General features: G+C 47.9%; 10 protein-coding genes. 2 read left to right on the forward strand and 8 right to left on the reverse strand.

Going from position 1 to position 12,956, the window contains the following annotated elements; translation table 11 throughout:
* Position 1: 1 nt before the first annotated feature.
* From ACR2PX_RS15255 to ACR2PX_RS15270, 4 genes are read right to left on the reverse strand one after another with little or no spacing between them, the layout of a single operon-like run.
* Positions 2 to 970 carry a Wadjet anti-phage system protein JetD domain-containing protein gene (locus tag ACR2PX_RS15255; RefSeq protein WP_434000210.1) on the reverse strand — a complete coding sequence of 323 codons (969 nt, stop codon included), beginning with the start codon at positions 968 to 970 and terminating at the stop codon, positions 2 to 4.
* Entirely contained in the window at positions 970 to 5,373 is a 4,404-nt protein-coding gene (mukB, locus tag ACR2PX_RS15260) for a chromosome partition protein MukB (protein WP_434000211.1), read from the reverse strand. Before mukB ends, ACR2PX_RS15255 begins: the two co-directional genes overlap by 1 nt.
* Complete coding sequence (locus ACR2PX_RS15265) at positions 5,370 to 6,104, reverse strand: chromosome partition protein MukE (protein ID WP_434000212.1); 735 nt, start codon at positions 6,102 to 6,104, stop codon at positions 5,370 to 5,372. Before ACR2PX_RS15265 ends, mukB begins: the two co-directional genes overlap by 4 nt.
* Complete coding sequence (locus tag ACR2PX_RS15270) at positions 6,094 to 7,449, reverse strand: hypothetical protein (protein ID WP_434000213.1); 1,356 nt, start codon at positions 7,447 to 7,449, stop codon at positions 6,094 to 6,096. The genes ACR2PX_RS15265 and ACR2PX_RS15270 overlap by 11 nt, the downstream gene beginning before the upstream one ends.
* 742 nt (positions 7,450 to 8,191) lie before the next feature.
* Between ACR2PX_RS15270 and ACR2PX_RS15275 the strand changes: the two genes are divergently transcribed.
* Complete coding sequence (locus tag ACR2PX_RS15275; RefSeq protein ID WP_434000237.1) at positions 8,192 to 8,413, forward strand: PCC domain-containing protein; 222 nt, start codon at positions 8,192 to 8,194, stop codon at positions 8,411 to 8,413.
* Here the strand turns inward: ACR2PX_RS15275 and ACR2PX_RS15280 are convergent.
* From ACR2PX_RS15280 to ubiG, 4 genes are all read right to left on the reverse strand, one after another.
* Entirely contained in the window at positions 8,385 to 10,022 is a 1,638-nt protein-coding gene (locus tag ACR2PX_RS15280; protein WP_434000214.1) for an HAD family acid phosphatase, read from the reverse strand. The genes ACR2PX_RS15275 and ACR2PX_RS15280 overlap by 29 nt on opposite strands.
* A gap of 158 nt (positions 10,023 to 10,180) precedes the next feature.
* A complete protein-coding gene (locus ACR2PX_RS15285; protein ID WP_434000215.1) occupies positions 10,181 to 10,954 on the reverse strand; it encodes a YciK family oxidoreductase in 774 nt (257 codons plus the stop codon).
* Entirely contained in the window at positions 10,947 to 11,666 is a 720-nt protein-coding gene (locus tag ACR2PX_RS15290; protein WP_434000216.1) for an HAD family hydrolase, read from the reverse strand. Before ACR2PX_RS15290 ends, ACR2PX_RS15285 begins: the two co-directional genes overlap by 8 nt.
* A gap of 71 nt (positions 11,667 to 11,737) precedes the next feature.
* Positions 11,738 to 12,469 carry a bifunctional 2-polyprenyl-6-hydroxyphenol methylase/3-demethylubiquinol 3-O-methyltransferase UbiG gene (gene ubiG / locus ACR2PX_RS15295; protein ID WP_434000217.1) on the reverse strand — a complete coding sequence of 244 codons (732 nt, stop codon included), beginning with the start codon at positions 12,467 to 12,469 and terminating at the stop codon, positions 11,738 to 11,740.
* A 32-nt stretch (positions 12,470 to 12,501) separates the two neighbouring features.
* On the opposite strand from ubiG, the gene ACR2PX_RS15300 reads away from it, so the two are divergent.
* Positions 12,502 to 12,840 carry a hypothetical protein gene (locus ACR2PX_RS15300; protein ID WP_434000218.1) on the forward strand — a complete coding sequence of 113 codons (339 nt, stop codon included), beginning with the start codon at positions 12,502 to 12,504 and terminating at the stop codon, positions 12,838 to 12,840.
* Positions 12,841 to 12,956: the final 116 nt, after the last annotated feature.

Here is a 12,956-nt window from a genome sequence, read left to right on the forward strand (position 1 = left end):
GCTACCTGTCTTTGAAAAAAGACTTAATGTGCTGCTTGAGGCTAGCTAGAAATAGCTTATCGAGCATAATAGCCTCTTGTTCCAGTCTTAGTTGTTTATTCTGAAGTTCTATCAGAATCGGAAATTGGGTTAACAGTTTTCTGTATGAAGTTGTGTTCCAGGATTTTCCTGTTTTTAGACTATAGAGGTCGATATATTCACCCCACCAAGCCGGAAGAAACAGCTCAAGCTTCTCGTTCAGATTTCTGGAAAGCTGTTTAGCAATCTTAAGGCCTTTCTGGTCTAGGTCGCCAAAATGTGACCAGCTAAACTGATCTAGTTTCTGGAGCCATTCAGTTGCAATGCTTTGGTTGTTGCCGGGTACATAGACATAAAGCACTCTGGGAAGTAGGGGTAAAGTGTCCCATGCTCCGGGGTTTTCTATGGTCATTATGTGGAGAGGTTTGTTGGTTTCTAAAGCTGTAAATTGGTCGACGGCTCTCTGGTTGAAAATTAATTCGCCCATAGTATGCATGCTGTTTTCAGCATGTATCGACCAATCAGTAAAGTGAAAAACAGCAGCTTCCGCTGTCCTTATCCTTAAAGTGTCGCATGAAACTGCTGTAATGTTATCAGGGTGAGATCTTGTTGATGATTTGGAGTCTCCAGTCCAGACTGCTTGCGCTACTCGATGATGAAGTTGTGCTGGAAGATCGTTTACTAGCCTGTTTTTCAGAAAGCTAGCCCGTCGCTCCTCCTTGGAATCTATAGGAGAATCCCAGTTCTCACCATAGTTTTTTACCATGTATGGGCGAAGAGAACTTTCGCCACTGGGCGTAAGATCATAGTCGTACTTGGTAGCTTGATTGATTAGATTGTTATCTATCAACCATTGACCAAAGTTTGGCATTTTCCTACGCAGGGTCACCTTGCTATGCTCCAATAGACTTTTGGCTATTGGGGCTGCTTCATCTATTGGATAGTCAGGCATTAAGCATTTTCCAAAGCAACTGATTTGCTTCTTACACCAGAGAAAATCACGTGCTCATAAGGCTCCATCAGACGAACCATGCGGTATGTGACGCCATTCTTGGGAAGTACGTTGTCAGGAGCTCCAACAAGCAGCTGCAGTGATTGATTGGCGCAGAGTTCTTCCAGTGTTTGCAGTGCTCTGGCGTCCAGTCGGGCGGCTTCATCAAGGAAGAGCAATCGGTTGGCTGCATGGCCATTACCTTCTCGATTCTGTGACTCCCAGGAGTGGAGAACCATGGTCAGTACCGCCAGCCCGGTGCCGATGGCTTCACCTGTTGAAAGATTGGTTGGGTTGGCTACTTCAAATTGGCCGGTACCAGCGCGTTGAATCAGAATGTTCAGCTTGATGTACTCTCGGTAATCCAGCAGCTTTTCACCGGTAATGGTACCACCTGTCTCCCGTTTGAATATTTCGGCCAGAGCCTCTTCAACAGTCATTTCGGGTTGTTTGAACAAATCTCCATAGAACTGACTTTGCAGGGCATCCAGAACTTTTCTGAAGCTTTCAATTTCTTGTACTTCGATTTTGATGGATCGAATAGTGCCAAAATGAACGCTGGATAATGCAGAGTTGAGTTGAAATATCTGCTTCCGCTGTCTGTTAATGCTGCGCTGAATGTTCTGGCCCATGTATTCAGACTCTGCCAGGAACCGTTCTTCCGCATCCTTCAGTCGTTCTTCCAGGCGAACCAGGTGTTCTTCCAATTGTTCCAGAGCTTGTCTGGGGTCATCGGAGTTGGAAATGGTTTTATCCATTCGTTCAGCCAGAAGTTGTTGGGCAGACAAAACGCCCTCAAAGAGCTTGGGTAGATCGGACAGGTTGGCTTCTAACAGACTCTGAAGCAGTGAGTTTTCAGGTTCTGGCTTGAGAGCCTGTTCCAGTCTGGCGCGCGCCGATGAAATGTTGTCTTTCAGCTGTTCATTGCTTTCGTGCAGGCGTTGCTGGGATTGCAGTCGGGTCAATAGGCCGGACTCGCTGGCTTTCTCCTGAATGGTTTCCCAATGGTGTCTGGCTGTTTCGCTTCTGGGTGAAATGGATTCTATTTCGGCATGCAGTTTCTGCAACTGATCCTGAAGTTTATCCAGCCCTGAACGGTTTTTTGTGATGGATTCGAACAGAGTGTGATGTTTTGGTTCCAGGGCTTTTAACTGGCTTATAATCTCATCCAGTTGGGCTTTCATCTGATCTGTCAGTGTTTCATGCCAGTCCAGAGGGATGGCATTCATCTCGTTTTCTTTCAGGAGCAGCTGACCTTCGTGGTTTTGCAGCAGGCTTTTATCGGCTGTCATATTGCCTTTCAGCGCTTGTAGCTGATCCTTCAGTAATTCGAGCTCTTTCTGTTGAACCCGCTTTCTTGAATCTTTTTCTTCCCATTCCTGCTTCAGGGATTCTCTCAAAGTGCTGGTTTCATTCTGGCGATGGACCGAGTCTTTGAAGCGCAGGCTGGGCAGTGTCTGTTCTGTACGTTGTAACAGGTCAATGGTGTTGCCAAGCTCAGAAATTCGGCTGCTGAGCTTATCAAGACTGGTTTTGAAGGTTTTAATATCTTCTGCAGGGGGAGTGTCCAGATAAAGGCGGCTGTTTTCCAGTTGATTGATACTATCGGAATGAATCTTGATCCAGTCAGCGGATTCAAGGCATTGGTTGTGTTGGATTTCCAGTCTTTCCAGTGTCATGACAAGATCAGGTTCATCCAGAACCATGGCGTTTGACTGCTGAGAGTCCAGAAAAGAGACAATCTGGTTAAGTGTCTTTAATTCTGAATCTTTCTGAGTCAGTTGGCTCTGAGTCAGTATCAGCTCACTGCGACAATTTTCAATGCTTGTGGCCAGTGTTTGAACGTCAGGTTCCTCCAACCCTATCCATTGAGAAAGAGGGGCCATTTTGTCGAGCAGAATAAACTGTTTTTCAAGTTTTTTGCGATTGACCGCAAGAGTCTGCCTGTCATCAAGGATGATTTCTTCCCGTTCAATTAATCGCTGTTTCTCTTTCTCACGAGCTAGCTTACCAATGGTTGGAAATTCCGGTTCTATGCTGACACGGGAAATGTTTTGAGAAAGATGGATCAGTACACTGCCGTCTTCATCCTGATGCAATGGTGATTCGATGAAGTCATCTTCAGAGAAACTGGTTCTGGAGTCGCCTTGCAGTAACCAAACGTCATTTGGGCGATCCGTCTCCTGTCTAATCAATGTCGCTGCTTTCTCAGTATCCTGTACCAGCAGTGCATTACGTAAAGGCCCCATTTTGGCTTCAAGCCAGGCGGCTTCTTCCAGTGAAATCTCATCATCATCAAAGAACTGACTTACCAGCTGGCCACCTGTGAGCTCGGTGAGCTTTTGCAACTGAATCTGTTCTCTGGACTCGGTCGTTTCAAGTCCTTTCAGGCGGAGTCTGAGGGTGTTCAGTTCCGTTTCAAGTTCAAGGTCCTGGCGGTTGTGTAAATGCTGTTGATTTGTGAGTTCATTACGCAGAGCGCTGAGGTCGTCAGGCTGGCTCAGGTGCAGCTCGCTGTTCAGTTCCAGTAGTGCTTTTTTCAGGCTGTCGTAATTCATCCATAGTGAATGATCTTTCTGTCTCTGAGTTCGCTGTTGTTCCAATGCCTGTTGATGAAGCTTCAGGCTCTGAATGGAATCTGAGAGTGCATGAAGCTGTTCGCTCAAAAGTGTTTTTTCACTCTCCCCCTGCTGTAAATGAGTCAGCCATTGGGCGTGACTGGTCATTGCCTGATTGTAGGGGGAGGGCAGTTTGGCAACGTGTTCACTTAATCGCCGTTGTTCTGAAAGTTTACTTCGAGTTGTATCGAGCTTATCCGTTATGGAAGGTAACTGACGTGTATCCTGCTCTTTGGAGCGCTTTTCCTGAATCCATTTGTCTGATAGTTGGGCAGCATTTAGGGCAGAAGCTTCCTTGTTTTCCAGGGTGGAAAGAATCGGTAAGCACTGATTAAAGTGATTCCTGATATTCTCCATCTGCTCCAGAAGAGGGAGTTTGATGTGATATTCTGCAGAGAGTTCCTTGCGTTGTTCAATATTAAGCTGAAGGATTTGGCTGAGGTTTTTGTCATTCAGGGATTCATCGGACAGCAGGCTGCGACATTGCTCAAGGCTGGATATGGCCTGGTTGTATAGGCCTGCTTTTCGGGCTTCTTCAGAGTATGCGTCTTCAGCGTCAGCCAGCTGCTTAACCAGTGATCGCACATCCTCTTCAATTTGTTCCAGCTGCTGGTGTTGCTCTTGTTTCTGGGCTTCCAGTAAATCAAGTTGTCCGTTCTGCTGCTGCAGGCGCTCATGAATGCAGTCGTTTTCTTTTTTAAGTTGTCTGGATTCGCTATGAAGGCGGTCCAGTGTTTCTGCCTGTTCTTTCTGGGTGCGAGCGACTTCTTCGTGAGCCTCAAGTTGTTCCCTGGTACTGTCCAGTTGCTCAATTTCAAGCTCCAGGGCGCTGATCTGTTGTTGTTGGGCAGTGATGTCAGATCCAGTATGTTCAGCCTGGTTCTGGCAGTCGATCAGTGATTGTCTGAGCTGAACCTGAAGTCTCTGAGCCAGAGCTATAACGCTCTCACCCAACTGATAACTGGAATCCAAAAGCTCTTTGATCAGTTCCCGTTTTTCCCGGGTATCATGAATGCTGTCACGTGTTTTGCGAGTTTCCTGCAGGGCATTCTGCATGGAGCTGACGGACTTTTTGACGTTCTCTTCCGATGTCAGCAGGTAATCTCTGAGTCCTTTCTGCATTTCAGAAGAGAGGCCGCCGTAGAGACTGGTTTCCAGCATACGGTAATAACGCTGACGATCTCGCGCGTTTTCCATCCTTCGCGGGATGATTCGGCACTCAAATTGCCAGTCCATAAACTGTCCGAGTGACTTGAAGCGCTTAAGGGTGCCACCGTGCATGGCGATCTGGTTGGAAAGTGCATTACCCTCAAGAGCATCGTAGCGATTCTCGCCAGCCGGGCTCATAACCAGGTCTTTGATTGAAACCTTGGGGTCTAAGCCGGTAATGGCAAACATTTTCAATTCAACTCTGGGCTTGCCCAGGCGTTTCAGTTGTACGCCAGCGATAACGCGCTCACTGTTGAACAGGGTGTAGTCGACCAATGAGTAGCAAGTACCGCTTTCAATGCGCCCCCAGATACCGTTGTCACTGCGATCCTGACCGCTGTCGGAATTGTTTCTTAATCTTACAAGACGGTTGTCGGGTACACGGTTAACCAGCAGGGCGCCCATAATGGTGGTTTTACCTGCACCGTTATGGCCGATTAAATTGCTCATCCACTGATGCAGGGAGAGAGTTTTAAAGAAAATACCTCGAAAGTTGACCAGTGTCAGACTGTTAATCTGTGTGCGTGCCTGACTCATGCTTCGACTTCCTTGCTCTCGTTATTGTCTTTGGTGGCAGTATCGTTAGGGACCGTTGTATCCGTCGTAGTCCGTTCATCTGCAGCTTCTTCTTCAGCTTCCAGGCAGATAGAACCCGATTGCACCAGTTTTTCCAGGCTCTCGCGGGTCATTTGACCCGCTCTCACAGGCTCGATGAAGCGCATCAGTGGGGGTTGGGTCTGAACTCTGTCGGCTTTCATGCCTTCCATGCGGATCATGCCCAATTTTGCCAGTTGTCTGAGGGATCGTTTGAGTGTATCCATGGCTTTTTCACGATCCAGCTGGGTGTCAATTTTTCTTCTTTCCAGCAGTCGTGCCAGTCGCTCGTCGTCTACCAACATTCGTAAACGTTCAAACAATGTGTCTGCCTTGATCCAGCCGCCGCCTTCCAGTTGTTCCGGGTCAAGATGATAGAGGGCCAGAAGTTGACCCAGAATCATGCTTAACTCATCGAGTTTTTTCGAACGAATCAGGTTTTTATTGCCCAGATTGGGGCGAAGGAAGTAGTAATCTTCCTGAGCACGAATCAGATCAACGCCATAACGCTGGTAGTGCAGATCCAGCCAGGTTTCGCCAGATTGCAGCATGCTATACAGGTGAGTGTGTCTTGCATCAATGTGCTCACCCCGGCGCAGACGACTATCCAGTTCGGGGAAGAGGTCGTCGTTAATGACTTCGGCCAGACTCTGGTAGGGGGTGTTAACATTCAAGCGAAGGTTCTCTCTCTGAAATCTTAATGGGTTTTGACAGTTCCAGTTGCAGGTGTTCGGCTTCAAGGTCAGGCATGATTTCATGCCAGTAGCTTTCAGGAATGTCTCTTGCGTCCCGGAAATGACCCAGTTGTGTCATAGCTTCAAATAACCAGCCGGCCGACTGTAAAAGGTCTGTCATGGCTATTACTCCTGACAATTCGCTCAAGGCTTCTTCATAAGAGGGAAGGTAGCCTTTGTCTGAAACGAATGTTCTTAACCAGCGAGCAATGTCTGCTTTGCGACCTTCAAGGTCATCCATATCTGTCATGCTTTCTTCGTCAATGATGACTTGAGACTGGATGGATTCTGATTGAGGTACGTCAATTTCCCTCAGGCGGATCAAAGGGTCATCACTGCAGAGATTCAAGTGCCATGGCGTCTGGTCATAATTTTGAATGGCGTCCAGGGTTCTTTCCATCAAGGCTTTTCGCTCGTCCATATTGATGAACTGACGAATATATTGATGGGCACGTTGATGGAAGCTCTCCCAGTGTTCCAGTCTTTCTCCACTCCAGTGTTCAATGCGATCCAGGTGTTGTTCCAGTCTGAAGACAGAGTGGGCTGCGAGTTTTCTGTCTGCCGTTTCGCACGCCAGGGAAATAGCTTCCAGAAGCTGTCTCAAATTATGGCAGGAGGCCAGCAGCAGTTGTTGAAGATCCTGCAGTCGGTCCTGAGTGTCATTCAATAAATGTTCACAACGAGTCATGGCGTTTTGCCAGTCGTGTTTCATCAGGGCAACCACTTCTGAGCGGGTTTCTATGGCTTCCTGATCCAGTTGTCTCTGTCGGTGATCGATGGCGGTCACCAGTTGTCTGACAGTGATATCCAGAGGGGCTTCGATTTGAAGGAGCCAGTATTGGTCATTGCCATCATTGATGGCTGCATCCCTGATTTCGCGCAGATGACTCGCTACGGTCATAAAGAGCGTGCTCAGCGCGGTATGGGAGGCATCAAAACCTGTACAGATAGACTCAACAATCTGTTCTGAAACCGGTGGCAGCAGATAGGCATGTTGCTTTTCTCCCATGCCTTCAAGGCAGATCAGCAGATTCTGTTCCAGCAGTCGGCGAATAGTTTCGTTGCATCGACGTTGGGATGTGTCGGAATCACTGTCGACACGATGCTTATCAACCTGTTCATGGACGATATGGAGCTCTTCTTCGCTGAATTCCGGCTGAGATTCCTGATCTTTCCAGTATCTCAGGCTTGCAAGAAAGGCCAGGTCTGCTGGTTGCAGGTTGAGCTTCTGTCCGCTGGTTAAAATATTGCTGATCAGTGAAGGAATGTCACGAGATGCCGTCAATCCATACTCCCTAGCAGTCTATTGTGAAAAATTCTTCTCAGAAACAGAGAGGAACTCTTTCAGTGGCTCATGGCTGTTGATCGTGAAAAGTGCCATCATGCCTCTAATGCGCAGAGGATAAACAAGTGTATCGATTCGTACATGTCCTGTTTGTCCTTCCCTGACATCATGGGGCACTTTGCCAAATTCAGTATGTTCTACAAGTGGCATTAGTAGAGTTTAAACATGATTATGGAAAACCAAACTGGTCACGTAAAGTGGGATTGATAAATAGTGAGCAATATAGTCCCAGATAGGACGCTTTATCCGGACAACTGACACGGTTATAGGGGCAACTGGCAATGGGTCAGGACAACGATTTTAATTAAAGTAGATCCCGGGTTTTACGGCATTATGCCGCGACCAGTAATCTGGTCGGTAGAGAGTAGCCCGGCTTGTTCGGGCTGTCTTTATTCTGTTTCAGTGGTGTTTCTCTTCTTCCCTTCTACTGCTTTGTCCCATTCCGTGTGTTTGTTAAGCTTCCATTCTCACTTGTTGCATACGGCTGTTATGGAAACACATAGTCAACGATTGCTTCCCGGCGATGATCTCTACCTTGAACTTTTGAATCTTGCAAAGGGCTGGCCCGCAGCGTGCCTGTTATCTTGCGTAGGAAGCTTAAGAGAATTGTCTGTCCGATTGGCGGGGGCTGAGCAGGAAAAAATTCTGCAGGGTCCCTTCGAAAGGGCCCGAAATTCTTTCTCTGTCCGGTACCGTTTGCCCATCAGGCTTACATTTACATATCTGTGTTGCGGATAAAAAGGGGCAGGTGTTGGGTGGTCACTTGAAACCGGGGTCGATTATCGACACAACGGCTGAAATAGTAGTGGGTATTCTTAAGGATACCTGTTTCACCCGGGAGGTAGATGGTGAAACAGGTTATCTGGAGCTGGTCGTTAAAAAGGCTTCTCGGGCCAGTTCCTGAGAATTTTACGTCTGACGTTGGCCTGTTCCTCGCTCGACAGGTCACGTATGTGTTTACCGGCGTTCTCGTTATAGATAGCAATGAGTCGACGTGTATTAATTGGGTTAGGAATAACCACATACTGGCGGCCAAACAGATCTTTATTGGCCGCTACAGAAACCTTCAGATTTGGATCAAAGCCATTCTCTTCGAGGTCGAAATCAGAGAGCATGTCACCAATGAAAAGGGCGATCTGGTGTTTTTTCCTGTCGACCTGCCCACTGGTGATAGCGCGGCGTTGAAAGGTCTTAGTGCAGTTTTTCAGCTCTACCGTTGAGCAGTACTCACCTTTTAATACAATGTGGGTTTCATCGGCATCCGGGTAGCCAAGCGCTCTTAATTTTTTGACGGTCAGCTCTTCAATATCTTTTCTGTTTCCCTGCAGGCCCGATGACATGGGTCTTTCGGAAACATAGAAAATATCAAAACCTTTCTCCTTGGCAGCAGCAAGAAATTCAGGGGCTCCCGGAATAGGCTTGGCATTTTTCTGCTGTTCAAGGTACCAGGTGTGTTCATTCTGTTCTGATCCCGGGGCGGGTTGAGTCAGATCGGGCTTTTTGGGGGTGTATTGTAAAACAGTGCCGTTAATGTCTATGACAATAGCCGGGTTTTCCATGGTGTTCTGGTTGAGCTTATCCAGTATTCGGGTGGAATGGTTGTAGGCCTGTTGAGTCAGGGCATGATAATCGGCCGAGGCATACATCCATAACATGGCATTGGTGCTGTGCTGAGCATAAGTTGGATTTTGTATCTGGCTAAAGTGGGATTGATTCAGTGCGTCAAGATTGGCATCGTGTTTTTGTTGAGGGGTCAGCTGATTGAAATTGTCTGCAACTGCAGATTCCCAGCTTCCGTAAATCAGGTTGGGGAAACTGATCCAGTCATTACCGAACCGGTTTCGATACTGTTGTACCCACTGTTGTCTCTGGGTGTAATGACGGCCTTCTACTTCGCCCAGATCATCAAGCTGATCACCCAGTAACATAAGGATGTGATAGCCCTGATCCCGGATTTTTTGCCGTTGCCCTTCTTTAGTCAGCGTTTCGTTGTCTCTTTTCTGGAAAAGCAGAAACTCAGGCCCTTTGATCGGGAATCCCAGGCGCTTCAGGTTGGCCATGGTATCTTCCTTGACCTCATTGAAACGACCAGTGATGTAAAAGATTTCAATACCCTGATTGTCGATCTCATTTAAGAAGTCTGTAGCACCCGGCAGAGCTTCCATTCCCTTGTCTTTCCACCAGGCAATCGAGGCATCGGTTGTTCTTGCGCTGTCGGTACCGACAAGGCTTGAGAAATAGATAGCACCATTGATGAGAGTGTCATCAATGTCGGTCACAATGGCGGCTTTTTTGCCATCAGGGAGTTGATTGAGTGCATTGGCAAGATTGTCTCTCGCCATATTGAAAGATTGGTACACCAGTGCTTCATATTCGGGGGCGTGTTGTTGCCAATTGGACGCAACGACGCGCTCTTCATTCAGATCCCTCTGGGAGTATTCATTACTGAGCGCTGAAGCAAGGGAGGCGGATGCTGCGAATAGCAGTAGCGTTAAGGTGTGAATTCTGGCCATGAATTCCTCGGCATTGTCGACTTATTGTTGGGTTTCGACGATAAAACCTAGTTGAGGGTTCAGGGAGGGCTCAGTTTTTTTTGTTACTGGTTGTATCCAGAGGGTATGGGATTCGTTATGTGTAACCCACAACTTGGGTGGGTCACACATTGGAAATGTCAGAGTGTGGCAATATTCTCTGGATTGCCAGGCAGCTGGGCGTGAAAAGCTTTACCGTTGACTGACTGACTGTCGTTGCCCATCAGATAAAGATAAACAGGCATAATGTCTTCAGGCGTGGGGCGGCTCATGGGATCTTCACCAGGATAAGCCGAAGCCCTCATGGCAGTTCGTGTGCCGCCAGGGTTAATGGTGTTGACTCTGACCTGGCTAAGACCGTCCTCTTCATCCGCCATCACTTGCATCAGACCTTCGGTGGCAAATTTCGAGATGCTGTAGGCGCCCCAATGCGCACGTCCTTTGTGGCCCACACTGGATGAGGTGAAGGCGATGGAGCCTGATTCAGCCTTTCGCAGCAGGGGGAGAACTTCTCTTGATAAGAGGAAGGGTGCCGTCACATTGACATGCATCACTTCATTCCATTTATCCAGATCGTATTGTGCGATTGCCTTGAGTTCACCCAGTAAGCCGGCGTTGTGCAGTAGGCCGTCCAGCTTGCCGAATTCCTTATCCAGGGTTTCTGTCAGGTTGGCATAATCCTGTTCAGAGGCTCCCGCCAGGTTCATGGGGTAAATCGCAGCCTGGGGCCAGCCATTCTCTTCTATCTCGTCATAAACCTCTTCCAGTTTGCTGGTGGTTCTTCCCAGCAAGATCACGGTAGCGCCGTGGCGTGCAAAAGTCAGGGCTGCTGTGCGGCCAATACCACTGCCAGCACCAGTGACCAGGATAATCTTGTCCTGGAGAAGGTTGTCGGGTGCGGTATATTCAAACATCGGTTCCTCTCCGTGGCAGCAGCCACTTGTATTGTTCCAGCAGTGGGAGAATATCTTCTGCAGACGTAACGTTATAATCAGCTTGCCACTGGTCTGGTGTGTCTTCGGGGCTGATAAAACCATAAAGTGCTGCGATAGTCACCATGCCTGCATTTCTGCCAGCGTCGATATCTCGCAGGTGGTCACCTATATAAATGCAGTTGACCGGATTGGACCCGGTCTGTTTACAGGCCAGTATTAAGGCTTCCGGGTCAGGCTTGGTCTGCTTAACATGTTCAGGACAGATCAGTGTTCTGGATCGGTTGGACAGTCCAATTTGTTGTAGCAAAATTTCTGCGTACGCCGAGGGCTTGTTGGTGACAACCCCCCAGGGAACGGCCCTGGCGTCCAGAGCATCGAGAAGCTGAGGCATGCCGTCGTACAGTTTTGCGGCCTTTTCTCTGTCGCTGTTACTGATAAGATCGTCGTATTCATCAAGCAGACGGTTTCTAAGGCTTTCAAGCTTTGGATCAGAAGGTTCAATGCCATAGGCTAGTTGTACCAACTTTCTTGAGCCCTCTGAGACATAGCTTCGAATCAGTTCTCCATCAATGGCTGGCAGATGGTCGTCGGCCAGCATCTTGTTTGCTGTCGTGATGAAGTCTTCCGAAGTATCCAGAAGTGTGCCGTCCAGGTCGAAAAACAAGCCTTCAATGGCGTTTGGGTGACTCATCAGGCCTCCTGTTTATTGGTGAAAATACAGTCTTTCAGGTTTGATGTTTCAAGGTGAACTGTATTTTCGGCTCAAGGCTGTTTGCTACCGTAAATCAGATAGTTGACGTCAGTGTCAGACTTTTTCAGTGAGTACACGCCAGTGACAGGGTTGAAGACCATGCCGGTCATGTCGTGTACTTCCAGGTCATTTTGGCGCATCCAGCTGCATAGCTCGTGAGGCTTAATAAACTTTTTGTGCTCATGAGTGCCCTTGGGTAGCATCTTAAGCACATACTCAGCACCGACTATGGCAAAAAGCCAGGACTTGGCGTTCCGGTTGATGGTGGCAAAAAAGATTTGTCCACCTGGCTTAAGCAGTTTCTCGCAGGCGCGGATCACAGAAGCGGGTTCGGGTACATGCTCAAGCATTTCAAGACAGGTCACTACATCAAATTCGCCTAGCATTTCTTGTGCCAGTTCTTCTACAGGTATTTTTCTATAATTGACTTCAATCTCACTTTCCATGCTGTGCAGGCGGGCTACGGAAAGTGGAGCGTCGCCCATATCAATACCCGTGACGTCGGCACCACGAAGCGCCATGGATTCGCTGAGAATTCCACCGCCGCAACCCACATCCAGCACTTTCTTTCCTGCCAGTCCCACTCTTTCATCAATAAAGTTGAGTCTCAGTGGATTAATTTCGTGCAGTGGTTTGAACTCACCATCCATGTCCCACCAGCGGCTGGCCAGCTCTTCAAATTTTGCAATTTCTGCTGGATCTACGTTTTGCGCTGGGCGTGGTTCGTCCTGGTTTGAAGTCATAGTGTCCAGATTCTCAAGCGGTTAGATTGGGTGTGCGCCGTAATGATGATCTCTCTGAAAATGCAGGCAGCAAGCTTCGAAAGAGTCAGTTGGTTTCCGAAAGTGACAGCGCAGTCTGTATTCTTATTGGCATTATACAGACAGAGTTTTCAGAGTTAAGTGTTCCTGTGTTTCTGATCCGTGCGATGGGAAAAATTGAGGGGCGTCTACTGTTATTTTTCTCTCTGGGTGTGGTTAAACGTCAGGAAAAGGACCAACAGAGGCACTATGTCGTACTTCTGTGTCAGATTTTATCCATAAAATCACTGTGTACACATACTCTGGCTCGCAGTAACGCTGCCAGCTGTGGTATTATTTGCTACTTGATATGAAAAAAGCAGCCATGCATTTTTATCGTGAAAATCATTTTAGCGCTCCTCTGCGTTCAGATAGGGACAGGATGATTTATTACACATGGCTGCCTGTTGATTGAATTGTTCGGGTTGCC

Origin of the sequence: Endozoicomonas sp., assembly GCF_051008435.1 — a bacterium.
Classification (GTDB): Bacteria; Pseudomonadota; Gammaproteobacteria; order Pseudomonadales; family Endozoicomonadaceae; genus Endozoicomonas_A.